The organism is Cellulomonas sp. URHB0016 (genome assembly GCF_054057935.1).
The window spans coordinates 3,485,671-3,501,958 of the sequence record NZ_JBSRZU010000001.1 but is presented as its reverse complement, the minus strand read 5'-3'; the positions used below and the strand labels follow the sequence as shown (position 1 = coordinate 3,501,958).

General features: G+C 74.7%; 13 protein-coding genes. 8 read left to right on the top strand and 5 right to left on the bottom strand.

Annotation, left to right across the window (positions count from 1 at the left end):
* The first annotated feature begins 15 nt into the window (after positions 1 to 15).
* Complete coding sequence (locus tag ACVW07_RS16115) at positions 16 to 636, top strand: FMN reductase (protein WP_456820237.1); 621 nt, start codon at positions 16 to 18, stop codon at positions 634 to 636.
* Positions 637 to 729: 93 nt separating this feature from the next.
* Here ACVW07_RS16115 and ACVW07_RS16110 read toward each other — a convergent pair whose 3' ends face one another.
* A complete protein-coding gene (locus tag ACVW07_RS16110; protein ID WP_456820236.1) occupies positions 730 to 1,038 on the bottom strand; it encodes an adhesin in 309 nt (102 codons plus the stop codon).
* Between the two features lie 210 nt (positions 1,039 to 1,248).
* On the opposite strand from ACVW07_RS16110, the gene ACVW07_RS16105 reads away from it, so the two are divergent.
* From ACVW07_RS16105 to ACVW07_RS16095, 3 genes are all read left to right on the top strand, one after another.
* A complete protein-coding gene (locus ACVW07_RS16105) occupies positions 1,249 to 1,638 on the top strand; it encodes a nitroreductase family deazaflavin-dependent oxidoreductase (protein WP_456820235.1) in 390 nt (129 codons plus the stop codon).
* 98 nt (positions 1,639 to 1,736) lie between these two features.
* Complete coding sequence (locus tag ACVW07_RS16100; RefSeq protein ID WP_456820234.1) at positions 1,737 to 4,994, top strand: patatin-like protein; 3,258 nt, start codon at positions 1,737 to 1,739, stop codon at positions 4,992 to 4,994.
* A gap of 250 nt (positions 4,995 to 5,244) precedes the next feature.
* Positions 5,245 to 5,646 carry an MmcQ/YjbR family DNA-binding protein gene (locus tag ACVW07_RS16095; RefSeq protein WP_456820233.1) on the top strand — a complete coding sequence of 134 codons (402 nt, stop codon included), beginning with the start codon at positions 5,245 to 5,247 and terminating at the stop codon, positions 5,644 to 5,646.
* Positions 5,647 to 5,660: 14 nt separating this feature from the next.
* Here the strand turns inward: ACVW07_RS16095 and ACVW07_RS16090 are convergent, their stop codons facing one another.
* Both ACVW07_RS16090 and ACVW07_RS16085 read right to left on the bottom strand, forming a co-directional pair.
* Positions 5,661 to 7,139, bottom strand: a complete 1,479-nt coding sequence (locus tag ACVW07_RS16090; protein ID WP_456820232.1) for a glycosyltransferase family 39 protein — start codon at positions 7,137 to 7,139, stop codon at positions 5,661 to 5,663.
* Positions 7,140 to 7,230: 91 nt separating this feature from the next.
* Positions 7,231 to 9,666, bottom strand: coding sequence for a putative bifunctional diguanylate cyclase/phosphodiesterase (locus tag ACVW07_RS16085; RefSeq protein ID WP_456820231.1), 2,436 nt, complete (start codon positions 9,664 to 9,666; stop codon positions 7,231 to 7,233).
* Positions 9,667 to 9,897: 231 nt separating this feature from the next.
* Between ACVW07_RS16085 and ACVW07_RS16080 the strand changes: the two genes are divergently transcribed.
* From ACVW07_RS16080 to ACVW07_RS16065, 4 genes are read left to right on the top strand one after another with little or no spacing between them, the layout of a single operon-like run.
* Entirely contained in the window at positions 9,898 to 10,683 is a 786-nt protein-coding gene (locus tag ACVW07_RS16080; protein WP_456820230.1) for an aldo/keto reductase, read from the top strand.
* A 30-nt stretch (positions 10,684 to 10,713) separates the two neighbouring features.
* Positions 10,714 to 11,187 carry an NUDIX domain-containing protein gene (locus ACVW07_RS16075; protein WP_456820229.1) on the top strand — a complete coding sequence of 158 codons (474 nt, stop codon included), beginning with the start codon at positions 10,714 to 10,716 and terminating at the stop codon, positions 11,185 to 11,187.
* Between the two features lie 38 nt (positions 11,188 to 11,225).
* The gene (locus ACVW07_RS16070; protein WP_456820228.1) at positions 11,226 to 11,549 is read left to right on the top strand and encodes a hypothetical protein; all 324 of its coding nucleotides are present in this window, start codon (positions 11,226 to 11,228) and stop codon (positions 11,547 to 11,549) included.
* Positions 11,549 to 12,247, top strand: coding sequence for a phosphotransferase (locus ACVW07_RS16065; RefSeq protein WP_456820227.1), 699 nt, complete (start codon positions 11,549 to 11,551; stop codon positions 12,245 to 12,247). Before ACVW07_RS16070 ends, ACVW07_RS16065 begins: the two co-directional genes overlap by 1 nt.
* 6 nt (positions 12,248 to 12,253) lie before the next feature.
* On the opposite strand, the gene ACVW07_RS16060 is transcribed toward ACVW07_RS16065, so the two are convergent.
* Both ACVW07_RS16060 and ACVW07_RS16055 read right to left on the bottom strand, forming a co-directional pair.
* Positions 12,254 to 14,902, bottom strand: a complete 2,649-nt coding sequence (locus tag ACVW07_RS16060; RefSeq protein WP_456820226.1) for a multicopper oxidase domain-containing protein — start codon at positions 14,900 to 14,902, stop codon at positions 12,254 to 12,256.
* Positions 14,899 to 16,200 (bottom strand): hypothetical protein, encoded by a 1,302-nt coding sequence (locus ACVW07_RS16055; protein WP_456820225.1) that lies wholly within the window; start codon positions 16,198 to 16,200, stop codon positions 14,899 to 14,901. The genes ACVW07_RS16060 and ACVW07_RS16055 overlap by 4 nt, the downstream gene beginning before the upstream one ends.
* Positions 16,201 to 16,288: the final 88 nt, after the last annotated feature.

Sequence of the window (16,288 nt, the reverse complement as noted above, 5' to 3'; positions counted from 1 at the left end):
AAGGAAGAAGGACAGATGAACGACCGCTCGATCGTCGTCATCTCCGCCGGGCTCAGCCAGCCGTCGTCCACCCGGCTGCTGGCCGACCGCCTCGTCGAGGCGACCGTCACCGAGCTCGCCGCCCGGGGCATCACGGCGCGCGTCCGGCACGTGGAGCTGCGCGACGTGGCCCACGAGGTGGTCAACATGACGCTCACCGGCTTCCCCTCGGGCGACCTCGTGCCCGTCCTCGAGCAGGTCGCCGCCGCCGACGGCCTCATCGCCGTCACCCCGGTGTTCTCCGCGTCCTACTCCGGGCTGTTCAAGTCGTTCATGGACGTCCTCGACAAGGACGCGCTGGTGGACCGGCCGGTGCTGCTCGGTGCGACCGGCGGCACCGGACGGCACTCCCTCGCCCTGGAGTACGCGATGCGACCCTTGTTCGCCTACCTGCGGGCCGACGTGGTGCCGACGGCCGTGTACGCGGCGACCGACGACTGGGCCACGGCGGGCGGCGACGGCACGAACCCGCTGCCCGACCGCATCCGACGCGCCGGACGTCAGCTCGCCGAGGAGGTCGCCGACCGCGAACCGTCCGCGCCGGTGGGGTTGTACGACGCGGTCCCCTCCTTCGACCAGCTCCTCGGCGGCGGCTGAGAAACAGGTCCCCGGGCGGACGAAGGGGGCGAGAGGCCGGTGACGGCCCTCGCCCCCTTCGTCGTCCTGACAGCGTGCGGCTGGGTGTGCCGGTCAGAAGTCCGGGAACGTCTGGCGGGGTTCCGACCACTGCGGGGCGAGCGTGAAGCTGGCTCCGGGGGCGGCCGTGTCGACGTCGAGCTCCTGGTCGGTCAGTGCGGCGGACGCCGCCTGGTCGACGTACACGCGGGCCGTGCCGTCGGTCACCAGGTCGTCGCCCGGTGCCGGCCGCGCGACGAGGGCGAGCTCGAAGCCGCCCGCCTCCTGCTCGGCGATCCGCAGGCCGCCGGTCTCCTCCGGCAGCCCGGCCTGGGTCGTGAGGTCACGGACGGTCGAGCGGGCGTTCTCGGTCAGGGTGAGCATGGCGCTCTCCTCTCTTCCGGGGGGACGTCGCCGGGGGGACGACGCCGTCGGACGACCCCACCGGACCATCAGCGCGAGCAACCGGCAACCGGAGCCCGCTGCGCGAGACATCCTGTGGAGATCTGTCCGGAGCGGTCGCGACCGCCGCCCGTCGGCACTACGGTCCGCACGCGGGCTGCGGCGGAACCCACCCGTCGCTACCGTCGGACGATGCCCATCCCGCACTGGGTGACCGACGTCAACCGCCGGTTCACCAACCCCCTCCTGGGCCGGGTCTCGGACGCCGTCCCACCCTTCGCGACGCTGCACCACGTGGGCCGGTCCTCGGGCCGTCGGTACCGCACGCCGATCATGGCGTTCCCCACGGCCCGCGGCTTCGCCGTCGCCCTCACGTACGGCCCCGACGTGCAGTGGCTGCGCAACATCGACGCGGGCCGGCCCGCCCGGCTGGTGCGCGGGCGGCGCGTGTACGCCGTCGCCCATGCCGTCCGACGGCGCGGCGAGGACGGTGCACGGCTGGTGCCCCGCTGGACCCGGACGGCTCTGCGCCTCCTGCGCGTGGACGAGTTCGTCGAGCTGGACGTCGTCGAGCCGGACTGATCACCCCCTTCTCACCCGGGAAACGTTTGCACCTCCGACGTGACGCAGGTCACAATTCAGACATTCGTCACATCAGGGACACCGTGCGGGGGCGGGCGATGACGGGCGCGAAGGACGACGGCTGGCAGGACATCCGGTTCGCCGTGGTGCTCAGCGGCGGGGTGAGCCTCGCCGTGTGGATGAGCGGCGTGGTGCTGGAGCTCCACAAGCTGACCTTGGCGAGCCGGAGCGACGAACGAAGCCCCTACTCCGACGTGCTGGCCCTGATCCGGGCGACCGCGGAGGTCGACGTCGTGGCGGGCACCTCGGCCGGCGGCCTCAACGGTGCCTTCCTCGCTCTCGCCCAGGCGCACGGCACCGACCTGGACTCGCTGCGCGACCTCTGGAGGGACCACGGCTCGCTGGCCGCGCTCCTGCGGCCCGCGCTCGCCAAGATCCCCCCGTCGCTGCTGCGGGGTGACGAGTACTTCCTGCCCAAGATCGAGCAGGCGCTCACGACGCTCACCCACGGCTCGCAGGCGAACCCCGCGTTCGTCGACAGCGCACCCGACCCCGAGCGGCCCATCGAGCTCATCCTGACCGGCACGCTGTGGGACGGGCACGCCGCCGTGTTCAGCGACGACCTCGGTGCAGCCCTCACCGAGCGCGACCACGACGCGACGTTCCACTTCACCGGGACGGTCGGCGCCCCGGACGTCCCCGACGGCAAGGCGCCGCCGACGCTCAACCAGCCGGCCGTCGTCGAACAGCTCGCCCGCGCGGCACGCTGCTCGGCCTCGTTCCCCGGCGCCTTCGAGCCGCACTGGGTGGACGTCCCGTCCGCGACCCCGGTCACGCCGGAGCGGTGGAGCTCGTCGGCCGGGACCGCGACGTTCTCCACCTCGCAGTTCGTGGTGGACGGCGGGGTCCTGCGGAACAAGCCCATCCGCCCGGCCCTGCGAGCGATCTACCGGCGGCCCGGGGCTCGCCAGGTGCGGCGGGTGCTCGCCTATGTCGTCCCGTCCGCGGGCGAGCCCGTGCCTCCGGACCAGCAGACCACCGGCCCAGGGCCGGGAGAGGCGCCCACGCCCATGGCGGCAGACGTCCTGCTCGGGGTGGTCAGCCGCCTGCGGAGCACCGACTCGGTGTCGTCCGAGCTCAGGGAGATCCGCGACCGCAACAGCGCCGTCCGGCAACGCCGGCGCAGCCGCGCCGCCCTCGTCATGGCGCTCACTCCCGAGGACACCTCCGACCCGCTCGCCCCTCAGGAGTCCCCGGCCCGGGTGTCCCCCATCGCCGGAGCCGTCTGGACGAGCTACCGGGCCGTCCGCCAGGCCGACGCCGCCGAGACGATCGCCCGCCTCGTCCACGCCGGCCAGCCGCAGGGGGAAGGTGCCCGCGCCTGGAGCGAGCGTGAGCTCGCCGACGCCGTGCTCCGTCTCGCCCAGCGGCCGCACGGCCTGCCGTTCGTCCCCGAGGGGACGCTCGCGGACGCCGTGCAGACCGAGGGCAGCACCTGGCGATGGGGCCAGACGACCGTGAACCGGCTCGCCGACATCACCGTCGACGTGCTCAAGCGGGCGGTGTGGCTCGCGGGCACCCACGACGCACCCGACGTCGTCGAGCGACGGCGCGCCCTCTCCCACACGCTCGACGCGATCATCCGGGACGGCGACGCGCTCGTGCGGTACTGGTCGTCGGCGCCGACCACCACGCCGATCCCGCCCGCCTCCCGCTCCGGTACCTCGGGCAGCGCCGGCAGGATGGGCACGTCGGGCGGCGCCCTCCCGGGATCGACCTCCTCCGCGCTCAACCGCAGCGAGCTCGACGCCTGGTTCGCGGAGCGCATCCCCGAGTGGGACGCCCGAGGCGCGAACGGCAAGCCGGGAGCGGGCGCACGCCGGACCGCGCTGCACGCCCAGGCCCTGCAGCTCGCCCAGCACCTGCTCGACTCCCGGGACGTGCTGCACAGGGTCGTCACGTCCCCGTCGGCGGGCGTGGACCGCGGTGGCACGGAGGTGGGCGAGCTCGCGCGGATCGTCAGGTGGCTCGTCGACGACCTGGCGGACCGGCAGGAGGTGCTGTCCCGCCTGCTCCAGCTGGACGTCATCCAGATGGCCACCGCCGGTGCGCTGCAGGTGACCGAGCAGGAGGTCGAGCTCGTCCAGGTCTCCTGCGGCGACCCGGGGTCGGTCACCGGGTTCCAGCTCAACCACTTCGGCGCGTTCTACCGGGCGTCCTGGCGGCTCAACGACTGGATCCAGGGCCGGCTCGACGGCAGCACGCAGGTCATCCGGCTGCTGCTGGCGCCCGACAGGCTGCGCCAGCTGTCGACGTCCGCCGAGGACATGCTCCGGGCGGTCGAGCGCATCGCGTGCGCCGCCGACCTCGACGAGGACTGGCGGGCCGCGCAGTGGGAGGCGATCAAGCCGGAGGTGCACGCCGAGATCGCGGCGGCACTGGACCCCGACTGCTCCGGCGTGGTCCTGCAGCGCACCGCCGAGGCGCTGGCCTGGCCCGTGCAGGTCGCCGGGCTGCGGGACGACCTCCCGGAGCTCGCCCGGGCGATCAGCGCGGAGGGCGACGACGCGCCGCCCGCGAGCCGTGCCTGGCTCGAGGTGCACGGGCCCCGGCTGGTGGTGGACCGCCCGTCGACCAAGGACCTGTGGACCGCAGCCCAGGCCATGCGCCTGATCGGCCACGAGCGCCTGCTCGACGACCACGGGTCCGACTCGTTCGCCACGACCGTCACGCACGCCGCGGCGCTCAGCACGGCACTCGTCCGGATGAGGTCCGACAAGGCCTACCTCCGTCCGCTGAGGTTCGTGATGTCCGCGCTGCGCGGGTACACCGGCGCACTGTGGGTGTTCGTCACCCTCCTCAGCCGGCAGAGCTCCGTCGGTCGGCACGTGGTGCTCATGACCACGTCCGCCGGGCTCGTGCTCACCGCGCTCGGCTTCGTCGTCCCCGGGATCCCGGTGGCGCTCACGCTCGTCGGGGTGCTCGCGGTCCTCGCGGGGATCAGCGCGTCGGCCCTGTACGGGAAGCAGAAGGCGCTCGCCGCGCGCCTCGTCGTCGTGGCCCTCCTGGCCGCCTTCGGGCTGTGGCTGCTGTGGAGGCAGGACACCCACCAGTTCGTGTCGGCGATGGTGACGGGGCTCGTCGCGCTGGGGGCGGTGTGCGTGGGCTGGTTCCTCGCGTGGCCCTACCAGCGACGGCCCGGGCGACGAGCCCGGTCGAGATCGCCGATCGGGCCGCCCACCCGCTCCGAGGACGCCCCCGCCGCAGCGCAACCCCGCGCCCCAGAACGACCTCCCGCCGCAGACCAACCACCCGTCTCAGACGACCCCGCGCCGGTCGGCGGTCACGGTCCCTGAGACGGTGTGACCCGACCAGAGCCTCGTGTCGGCACACCCCTCGGCGCAGTGCATGCCGCAGGCCGGGCAGACCCACAGCGTGTGGTGCCGGTCGAGCGTGCAGCCGCAGGTGACGAACCGCTCGGACGGCCGGCCCGGGCCGTCCGCGGTCCATCGGTGCCCCGCAGGGCAGCCACCTGGGGGTACGCGGACCCAGCCGCGTGACGTGTGCTGCCACTTCGACCAGTCGACGATCCGGACCATCGAACAAGTGTACGAGTGGCACGGCTCCATGGACATCGCCACCATGGGTGACATGGACGAGGGGGACGTGCGACGGCTCGCGCTCGCTCTGCCCGACGTCACGGAGCGGTCCAGCTGGGGGCGGCCCGCATGGTTCCACCACCACATGGTCGCGAGGATGTGGGACGACGACCGGGTCACGGTGCGCGTCGAGGACGACGGGGAGCGCCGGGCGCTCGTCGGGCAGGAGCCCGACCTCTTCCAGACGACGGACCACCACGCCGGGACGCCGTACCTGCTGATCAGGCTCGCGGCCGCCGACGAGGAGACACTGAGGGCGATGCTCGCGGAGTCGTGGTGGTGGGCGGCACCGCGGTCGTGGCGGCGCACCCGCCCGGAGCTGGGCCCGCCGACCGCGCGGCCGGGCTGACGCACACGGTCGCCTCACGCAGACAGCCGACGCACCTCGTCCCACACCTCCGCCCACGATCCTCGCGGCCCCGCGCAGGCCCACACGCGAGCGCCCTGCTCCTCGTTGTCGACGTCGACACCGTCGTCGACCGTCGCGACCTGCTCGCAGCCCACGACCCATGCCGGCGCGGCGTCGAACCCGACGAGCACCACCGGCCCGTCGTCCGACGGTGGCGGGCCCCAGTCGGCGTACCCGTTGTGCCCGCTCAGCACCGGGACGGGCGACCCGTAGAACTCCAGCGCGCCCGCCTCGCCGTAGTTCTCCGTCACGACGAGGGCGGCGCCCGACGACGACACCGCCTTGTCGACCGTCTCGACGAGGCGGGGCCAGCCGATCGTCTCGGCCTGGTCCTCGTTCACGTCGGCGAAGAACGACTCGCCGAAGTCCCGCTCGGGCAGGATCGGCAGCGCCGCCGGCCACACCACGAGCCCGCTCAGCGCCACCACGGCCCCGGCGACCCACAGGCCACGCGTGCTCCAGCGCTCGGCCAGCCCGCACGCCCCCGCGGCGAACAGCACCGGCACGAGCCCCGCGAGGTAGTACGCCTTGCCGCCCGTGACGAAGAACCCGACGAACAGCAGCACGAACGCGAACGCCATCGGTCGCGCCCGCACCAGCGCGGGCGCCCGCAGGAGTCGCACCAGCCCGTAGACCCACAGCACGGCGGTGACAGGGCTGAAGAGGACGAGCACGAGCACGACGTAGGTGATCCGCTCCTCGAGCGTCGAGTACTCGTCCCGGATGTCGGCGGCGAGCTCGAGCTGCGGCCACCCGTGCGTCCCCTGCCAGGCCAGGTTGGGCAGCCACAGCAGGAGCGCGACACCCACGCCCAGCCAGGCCCACCGCGACCGCAGGTGGTGCCGGACGGCCGGTGTCAGCGCCACCCCCACCACGATGCCCGCCAGCAGGAACGCCACCAGGTGCTTGTCCTCCAGCGCGACCCCCGTGAGCAGCCCGACCACCACCCACCCGCGCGGCTGGTCCCGCTGCAGCACCCGGACGGTCACGTAGACGACGGCGGTCCAGAACAGCAGGTCGAGGGTCGCCGTCGACAGCATGTGCCCCAGGATCGCCGTGACCGCACCGGACGCCGCCGTCACCGCGGTGAGCACCTGTGCGCCCGTCCCACCGCCGAGCTCACGGGCGGTCAGGGCTGCGAGCAGCACGAACGCGGCCATCGCGACCGCGCTCGGCAGGTGCAGCGCCGTCACGGAGCCGGGCGCGACGAGGTCGCTGACGCGGGCGACCAGCGGGGTGAGCGGTGGCTGGTCGGGGTAGCCCCACGCCAGCCGGCGTCCTGCGGCGACGAAGTACAGCTCGTCACGGTGGGGACCGTAGCGACCTGCGAACGTCACGAGGACGACGAGCAGCGCGCCGGCGACGGCGAGGACGGGGACCCAGGCCACTGCCGGCGGCTCGAAGGGGCTTCGGGCGGCTTCGGCGGCGGCCACTCTCGGAGGGTAGCGACGGGCGACCGCGCACGTCACGCCCGGCTCAGGCGCGGCTCAGCTCAGGCGCGGCGCAGCTCAGGCCCGGCGCACCTCAGGCCTGACGGACCGGAGCGAGGCGCTCCTCGGCCGGTGGTGGTGCCGGCGTCGGGATCAGCGCCGCGCCGCCCAGGAGGGTGCCGAGCTCGTCGGCCGGCACGGGACGGCTGAACAGGTAGCCCTGGCCCTGCAGGCAGCCCAGGACGCGCAGGGCGTCGGCCTCTTCGGTGGTCTCGATCTGCTCGGCGACGGCGGGCAGGTCCAGGCTCGCGCACAGGTCGACGATGGCGCCGGCCAGCGTCCGACGCCGACGGGCCTCCTGGCCGGCGCCGGCCGCGAGCCGGGTGAACGCCCCGTCGATCTTCACGATGTCGACCGGCAGGTCCTGCAGGTAGGCGAGCGACGAGTAGCCGGTGCCGAAGTCGTCGATCGCGACCCGCACGCCGTGCGTGCGCAGCTCCGCGAGGTGCCCGATGCCGAGCGCCGTCTCCGCCCGCCCGGGGCCGAGCAGGGCCGTCTCGGTGAGCTCGAGCACGAGGGCCGCGCCCGGCAGGCCCGCCGCGTCGAGGGCGTCGAGCACGGTCGAGACGATCTCCCGGCCCCGCAGCTGACGGCCCGACACGTTGACGTGGAGCGCGACACCGTGCCGGTCGAACCACGGCCGTGCGTCCAGGCACGCGCGGCGCAGCACGTGCTCACCGATGGGCACGATGAGGCCCGTCTCCTCGGCGACGGGGATGAACTGGTCCGGCATGACGAGGCCGCTCGGCGGGTGCCACCGCGCCAGGGCCTCGACCGCGATCACCTCGCCGCCGTCGAGGGAGACGACGGGCTGGTAACGCAGCACGATCTCGTCGCGGCTCACGGCGTGCCGGAGCCCGTCGACCAGCTGGAGCCGTCCGACCTGCTGGGCGCGCAGCCCCGGCTCGAACACGCAGACCTGGTTCTTGCCCGACGCCTTGGCGGCGTAGAGCGCCAGGTCGGCGTCGCGCAGCACCTCCTGCGGCGTGGCGGTGCCGTCGACGAGGCGGACGCCGGCGCTCGCAGTGATCCGCAGGTCACGCCCGTCCACCATGAACGGCTCGGCGAGAGCACGCACCACCCGCCAGGCGACCTCCGTGGCGTCCTCCTCGCCGATCCGCTCGAGCACCACGGCGAACTCGTCACCGCCCAGGCGGGCGACCGTGTCCGTGCGGGCGACGACCTCCTGCAGCCGATGCCCGACCTGTGCCAGCAGCTCGTCCCCGACCGGGTGGCCGTGGTCGTCGTTGGCGTCCTTGAACCGGTCCAGGTCCACCATGAGGACGGCCCGGGTGGTCCGGTCGCCGGACGGGAGGTCCGAGAGCCGGTCGGTGAAGTAGGCACGGTTGCCGAGCCCGGTGAGCGGGTCGTGGAGCGCCTGGTGGCTGAGGAGCTCCTGGAGCCCGCTCTGCTCCCGCAGGGCCTGCGACAGCTCCGCCGCCTGACGGTCGAGCTGGATCGCGCGGCGCTGCGCCGTGCTGGTCCCCGCGACGAGCCGTGCCACGAGGAAGGCGGAGAGCATCGTGACGGTGAGGAGCGGCACCGCGAGGTCGGACCAGGCCATCGTCACGAGGGAGCCGGGCCGGAACGTCAGGAGGAACGTCACCGGGCCCACCGTCGAGACGGCCACGAAGACGCCGCCGCGGGCGACGGTCAGCCCCACGCTGGGCGTGGCGTCGTCCGATCCCGCGACGCCGGGGTGCAGGGCGGCGGTGCCGAACAGCACGAACCACAGCAGCCAGCTCGCGCTCCCGACACCCTCGGCGAACGAGGTGTCGAGCAGCGAGATCCCCGGGCTGCCGTCGCCCATGAGCGTCACCGTGTAGAGCATGTCGCCGAGCGTGGACGCGCCGATGCCCCAGCCGAGCAGGGCGTAGGCGCCGTTGCGGTTGCCGTACCGGAACCACAGCCGCGCACCCATGAGGAGCACGCCCAGCCCCATCGCGAGCGAGACGACGGCGATGAGGCGGCCCGGGTCGGCGAGCACGTCGGCGCCGAGGAAGCTGCGGTACACCAGCGCCCAGTAGAGGAGCCCCATGCCGACGACCACGACGACGGCGTCCTTCGACGCGCTCTCGTGCCGGCTGCGCAGCGAGTTGCGGGGCAGCAGCGCCAGGCCGACCGTGAGCAGCAGGTACGTGAGCGCGTAGACCGCGTCGAACCACAGGGGGACGCGTTCGGCGTCCCCGCCGACGGCCACGTACCAGGCGGTCCAGGCGACATCGGTGACCGCCCACCAGGCCGTCCCGGCGATCAGCCACCACCACGCGGCGGGGGCCGCCGGGCGGCGCCGGCGGACACCCGCCACCATCGCAGCCACGGCAAGCACCGGCACGACGTCCCAGAGCAGCTCTCCGGCCCAGCCGGGCACGACCATCACCGCCGCGGTCAGCAGGAGGCCGGCGGCGAGGAAGGTCTTCCACGAGACGGCCGGGAGGTCCCGAAACCGGCGGCGCGCAGCTGCAGCCATCGTCACCTCCGGACATCCGTCGAGCTCGTGGGTCGGGCACGGCTCCGACCTTGCCGACCCCACCGGGGGGCCTGGCGTCCGATCGGCTGTCGGCGCACCTGCCTGAAGGGCCGCGCGGGGTGAACCGGTGGACCCGGCGGGCCGGAGCGACCGGGTCGAGCGCCCGGGCCTGCGGCTCGCCGGCCCCCGGGTCCGGACGCGCATCGTCGGACGTCGGGTGAAACTGGGCCGATGACGACCACCAGCATCCCCACGCTGCCCCTGCCGGGCGGCCGCATCCCCGTGCTCGGTCTGGGCACCTGGCAGTCCGAGGCCGACGAGGCCGAGCGTGCGGTCGTTGCCGCGATCGAGCTCGGCTACCGGCACGTGGACACCGCCACGGCCTACGGCAACGAGGGCCAGGTGGGCCGCGCGCTGTCGACCGTCGGCCTCGGCCGGGACGACGTGTTCCTCACCACGAAGCTGCCGCCCGACCACGCGGGCCGCGAGCGCCAGACCCTCATGGAGTCCCTGGTGCTGCTCGGCGTCGACCATGTGGACCTGTGGCTCGTGCACTGGCCCCCGCACCGGCAGGCCACGCCGGAGACGTGGCAGGCGTTCCGGGAGGCCCGGGACGAAGGGCTGGTCCGGTCGATCGGGGTGTCGAACTACTCGATCGAGCAGATCGACGAGCTCATCGCCGTGACGGGCGAGGCGCCGGCCGTGAACCAGATCCCCTACGGCCCCCGGGACCACGACCTGGGGCTGCTCGCCGCACACCGCGAGCGCGGCGTGCTCGTCGAGGGCTACAGCCCGCTGAAGCGGGTGGACCTGGGTGCCGACGCCCTCGTGCGGGCGGCCGAGGCGCACGGCGTCACGCCCGCGCAGGTGGTGCTGCGATGGCACCTGCAGCACGACGTGGTGGTGATCCCGAAGTCGGTGCGCCCGGAGCGGCTCAAGGAGAACCTCGACGTGCTGGGGTTCACGCTCGACGACCAGGAGATGGCGGCGATCGACGCGCTCGGGCACTCCTCCTAGCGCGGCGCGCGTCGTCGGGACGGGGGCGGGGTGCGGACGAGTGCGGGGCTGCTGCTCTACCGCCGGGTGCCGGGCGGCGTCGAGGTGCTGCTCGGGCACATGGGCGGTCCGTTCTGGGCCCGCAAGGACGAGGGCGCCTGGTCGATCCCGAAGGGCGAGCCCGGGCCGGACGAGGCGCTGCACGACGTCGCGGTGCGGGAGTTCACCGAGGAGCTCGGCAGCCCACCGCCACCCGCGCTGGTCGACGACCTCGAGCTGGGGCAGGTACGGCAGAGCGGCGGGAAGACGGTCGTCGCGTGGGCCCGGGAGGGCGACCTCGACGTGACGACGGTGCGGAGCAACCTCGTCGAGGTCGAGTGGCCGCCGCGGTCGGGGCGGCGGCTGCAGGTGCCGGAGGTCGACCGGGCCGCCTGGTTCCCTCCCGACGAGGCGCGTCGCGTGGTGGTCCGCGCACAGGCCGAGCTCGTCGACCGCCTGGTGGAGATGCTCGCGGCCCGCGGGTGACCCTTGGCGTCCCTGCCGGCGGAGGCCACCATCGACGCATGACGACCGGCTCGCGCAGCACGGCGGCACGCACGTTCGGGGACGTTCCCGCGACCACCGTCGGTGCGGATCACAGCGCCCTCCTGCGGTGGGCCGCGGAACGGCTGGGGACGGACCGGCTCACCACCGTCCCGGGAGCCACCCGGGAACGGCACTGGTCCTTCGTCACCGCCGCCGACACCGCGAGCGGCCGGGTGTGGATCAAGGCGAACGCCCGGGGCTTCGCGCACGAGGCGGCGATCGTGGACCTGGTCACCGCCGCGGGCCTCGACGTCGCCGTGCCGGCGCTGGCCGTGGACGTCGAGCGGCCCGATGGCTCCTGATGCCGGACGGCGGCCCGACGTTGCGTGAGCAGGGCCCGGCAGGAACGGTGGCGTGGGACGGGCTGCTGGCCCGCTACGCGCGGACGCAGCACCGGCTGGCCGGGCTGGCCGACGGTGCCGCCCGGGCCGGCGTCCCGGACATGCGGGGCAGGTTGCCGCTCGCGGTCCTGGAGCCGGCCGTCGCCGCCGCTGCCGATCCCACCGTCCACGGCGCTCACCGGCTGACCGAGGCGGAGTCGGCCGCCGTGCTGGCCCTGGCTCCTGTGCTGGAGGACGTCGCCGACCGGCTGGCCGCGAGCCCGCTCGCCCCGACGCTCGAGCACAACGACCCGCACCGGGGCAACGTCTTCGCCCGTTCCGGGATGCTGTTCGACTGGGCGGACGCCGTCGTCGGACACCCGTTCCTCGGCCTCGCCAACGCGCTGCCCCATGCGGCGTCGGACCTGGGCGTGCCGGTCGGGTCGGCGGAGGTCGAGACCTTGGCCCGGGCGTACCTGCAGCACTTCGCCGAGGTCGCGGACCTACCGCAGCTGCGCGCCGACGCCGAGGCTGCCGCGGTGCTCTCGCACCTTCCGCGCGCCGCCGTGTGGCTGCGGATGGTGCCGGCCGGCCGTCGCGACTTCCCGGCCGTGCTCCCCGACCGGATGCGCGCGCTGCGTGACGCGACGGGGCGCTGGGCACGGACCGCTCGGCCCTGAGACCCCTCAGCCGTCGCGGCCGGTGACCCGCACCCGCCCGACGGCACCCCGCTGGGCGTCGGCCATCGCGTGCGACACGAACGCGTAGGTACCCGGCTCGGGGAAGATCAGCTCGACGAACCCGCCCTGCGCGGGCGCCAGGTCGAGCACCTGCGCACCGCCCGTCCCGGTGGAGCCGCCGTCGCGCAGCGTCCAGTCGCCCTCGCGGTAGACGGTGTCGAACTGGCCGCCGACCACGTGGAAGGCGCTCGACAGGTTCGGCCCCGCGTCGAGCACCCAGAACCGGACCCGCTCCCCGGCCACGGCGGCGAGCGGCCGGTCGCGGTACTGGTTCGCGTACCCGTTGAACACCACGAGGTCCGGGGTGCGCGCGGCGATCTTGGCGGCGTCGGCGACGTCGCCCTGCGGGCCGAGGTACAGCTCGGACTGCACGACGACGTACTCGCGGTCCACGGCCGGCAGGCCGGGCGGGTCGATGACGACCGCACCGAACATCCCGTTGGCGATGTGCATCGCCATGGGCATCGTCGAGCAGTGGTACATCCAGATCCCGGAGCGGGTGGCCGTGAACCCGTACGTGAGGGACTCACCGGGCTGGATCGTGCGCATCACGTCGTCGGGGGCGAGGGCGCCCGCGTGGAAGTCGACCGAGTGCCCGATCGAGGCGTCGTTGACGAGCGTGATCTCGAACCGGTCGCCGACCTGGCCGCGCAGCACCGGCCCCGGGGCCCGGCCGCCGAACGTCCAGAGGGTCTGGGTCACGCCGGGCGCGACCTCGCGGACGACCTCCCGGACCTCGAGGGTCACCCGGTGGGTCGTCGGGCCCGGAGACGCGGGGGCGAGGGTCGCGTCGCGCGGCGTGAACGACGGTCCCGGGGCGGCCATGAGGTCGATCGCGGCGGCGGCGGATCCGGCGTCCGTCGTCGTGGGCGGGGTGTGCCCGGTGGACCCGGCGTCCGTCGTGCCGGGCATGCCGTGCCCGGTGTGCGCGGTCGCTGCGCTGGTGGGCGCCGCAACGGGAGCACCCTCGACCTCGATGGCCAGCACCATGCCCATCTGCCGGTGACCGGCCACCGGGCACCACGCGTCGAGGTCGGCCCCGACGACGCCCACGTCGACCGTGCCCTCCCCACCGGGCGACAACCGGCCGGAGCGTGCGCCGTTCTCGACGACGAGCTCGTGGACGTCGTCGTCCTCGTTCGTCACGACGATCACGAGCCGGTCCCCGACGGGGACCTGCACCGCTGCCGGGCTGAACCGCATGTCGCGCGCACGCACCGCGACGGTCGTGGTGTGCCCCGTCGCGGCAGCGTCCACCTGGGGAGCGACGCCGATGCCGGCGGCCGCGGGGTCGACGGCGACCCCCAGCGCGACGGCCATGGCCAGCACACCGGTCGCGACGACGGCGGCGCCGCTGCGCGTCGACCCCGCGACCGGCTCCGGGACGGGCACCAGGGCACCGTCCGGGCGCAGGGCCGCCCGCGCGGCGCGCCCGGCGAGCGCCAGGAACGCGACGAGGGCACCGAGCGCCACCACCGAGGAGAGCACCCGGACCGCGCTGGGCACGGGCGCGGCGAACAGCATGAGCCCGCCGTTCACGAGCACCACCCGCACCAGCCCGCCGCGGTCCAGCTCCGCGGAGGTGCGCCGGGCGACCGACGGGCCACCGCCCAGCACCACGGGCAGGAGGTAGGACAGCGAGCCGACCAGCACCTGCGCCGCGAAGCCCACCGCGAACGGCGCGACGAGCACCCGCACGCCGTCGGCCGCCTCCACCCAGCCGGGTGCGGCGACCACGATCCCGCCGAAGGCGAGTGTGCACACCACGAGCCACAGCACGGACGCCGCGAGGCTCCAGGCGGCGTAGGTGCGCGGCGACGCCGTCCGGGCCTGCGCGACCATGACGACGGCGCCGAGCACGGTGCCGGCCGCCACGACGACGGCACCGAGCCCGACGAGCGGCCGCCACCCGGTCCCGGCGCCCGCGGCCACCAGCAGCAGCCCGCCGAGCACCGACGGCAGCTCCCGGCGGCCGGCCCGCTCGTGCGACGGCTCGATCCGGGCGTGCAGGACCGTCGGCCACAGCACCACGAGCGTGCCCAGCACCGTGAGCCCGACCCAGCCGAGCAGCGCGAGCGCCACGTGCGTCACGTACAGCCGGGCGTGCACGTCGTCCGAGACGTGGCCGCGGGCCATCACGACACCGCACGCCGCCGCGACGGGCAGCACGAGACCGGCCGCCACGTAGTACCGGGCGGCGTGGCCGAACCGGGAGGGCAGGGCGGCGCGCGACTGCACGACGATGACGAGGACCTGGCCGAGCGCGGCGGCGGCGACGAGGACGCCACCGACGACGACCGGCACCGTGGACGACCCGGCGATCCCGACGACGACGGCCAGCGCGCCCACGGTGTGGGCCGCGAGCCGCACGGTGAGCGCGGTGCGCCCGCCCGGGGCCGGGTGCCGGAGGAGGGTGTCCGCGAAGTGCGCGCTCCACACCAGGATCGCGGTGCTGACGGCACCGAGCAGGAGCAGGTGCACCATCAGCAGGGTCGCGGCGGGGACCGCGCGGTGCCCCAGGGCCAGCAGGACGGCAGCCATGAGCCACACGGCCACGAGGGCGTTGGCGCGCAGGTGCCACGACGCGCGGCTCATCCGGGGCTCACCGAGGTCACCGGCTCCGTGCGGACCGTGATCCCGACCGGCGCGGCGGGCGGGTGCGGCCCGGTTGGCCGGTGTGGTCCGGCCGGCGGGTGCGGTCCCACCGGCGGGTGCGGTCCCACCGGCGGGTGCGGCTCGGTGGCGGCGGTTGCGACGACCGCCGCTGCGGGTTCGTCGGCCGCCTCGCCACGGCTCGCGGCGCGGGCGGGTGGACCTGCGGCGACGCTGCACACCGCGACCGCGAGGAACCCCAGGACGGCGACGACGTTCGCCACGCCGCCGACCCGGACCGCGGTGACGCTCCCCCACGCGTCCCCGGCGAGCAGCCGGTACGCGAGGGACACGTGCAGGAGCACCAGCGGCGCGAACATGACAGACCGGTACGGCAGGGGGCGGCGCAGCACCGCCGGGAGGATCACGGGCGCGTGCGCCATCACCATCGACATCACGAACCCCAGGAACACGGCGTGCAGCACGGCGTCGTACACCGGCCCCTCGGTGACGGCCCCGGCGACCAGCCAGATCGCGCCCGCGACGGTCAGCCATGCGAACCCGGCGAGCATGGCCGCCGCCATGAACCGCGGCAGTCCCGTGGAGCGGATCGTCCGGCGGGCCACGTCGTGGCGGGCGAGGAGCACCGCGAGCCCGACGAGCGCCACGCCCAGCGCGGCGCCACCCGTCCGCGGGTGCAGCAGCGCCACCGCGGCTCCCGCCACCAGCAGGAGCGAGGCGACGACGAGCGCCGCACGGACGGCCACGGACGGTGCCGCGAAGCGCATGAGCTCGATGCGCTCGCCGACGACCGTGAGCACGAGGAACACGACGAACCACGGCGTGGCGACCGGTACCGGCACGCCCGCGAGGACCAGCAGCGCGGACCCGGCCGCAGCCAGCGCCCCGGCCCCTTGCACGGCGACCGCGGAGGCCGGTTGGCGCTGCCACACGAGCACGTAGATCCCGACGAGCGCGAGCATGCCGGCCAGGTGGAGCGCGCGCCCGACGGCCGCAGGAGCCGGGCTCAGCAGCGCGAGCGACCCGGCGGCGAGCAGCACGGGCGACGCGTAGGCGGCGACGCGCCGCACGGCGACGGCCCTCTCCAGCGCGACGAGCGTGCCGACGACCCCCAGCACCATGAGCTGGCCGTGCACGTCGGCGAGCCGGTCGGTGCGGACGGGCGCGCCGACACCGAGCAGCACGAGCGCGCCGTCGAGCCCGGCGAGCAGCGCGAGCCCCGCCGGTGCGAGCATGAGGACGCGCAGCGGCGGGCGCATCCGGCCGGGATGGTTTTCCACGGGGCCGACGCTAGTTTTCCACGACGCAGTCCGCCTGGGTCGGAGGTCCCGGTGTCCAGGACCTCCGACCCGCGCACCCGACCCCGTC

Coding starts and splice junctions, on each gene's coding strand:
- ACVW07_RS16110 (WP_456820236.1), bottom strand. CDS start 1,038: ATGCTCACCCTGACCGAGAACGCCCGCTCGACCGTCCGTGACCTCACG.
- ACVW07_RS16070 (WP_456820228.1), top strand. CDS start 11,226: ATGACGACCGGCTCGCGCAGCACGGCGGCACGCACGTTCGGGGACGTT.
- ACVW07_RS16100 (WP_456820234.1), top strand. CDS start 1,737: ATGACGGGCGCGAAGGACGACGGCTGGCAGGACATCCGGTTCGCCGTG.
- ACVW07_RS16065 (WP_456820227.1), top strand. CDS start 11,549: ATGCCGGACGGCGGCCCGACGTTGCGTGAGCAGGGCCCGGCAGGAACG.
- ACVW07_RS16105 (WP_456820235.1), top strand. CDS start 1,249: ATGCCCATCCCGCACTGGGTGACCGACGTCAACCGCCGGTTCACCAAC.
- ACVW07_RS16060 (WP_456820226.1), bottom strand. CDS start 14,902: ATGAGCCGCGCGTCGTGGCACCTGCGCGCCAACGCCCTCGTGGCCGTG.
- ACVW07_RS16085 (WP_456820231.1), bottom strand. CDS start 9,666: ATGGCTGCAGCTGCGCGCCGCCGGTTTCGGGACCTCCCGGCCGTCTCG.
- ACVW07_RS16115 (WP_456820237.1), top strand. CDS start 16: ATGAACGACCGCTCGATCGTCGTCATCTCCGCCGGGCTCAGCCAGCCG.
- ACVW07_RS16080 (WP_456820230.1), top strand. CDS start 9,898: ATGACGACCACCAGCATCCCCACGCTGCCCCTGCCGGGCGGCCGCATC.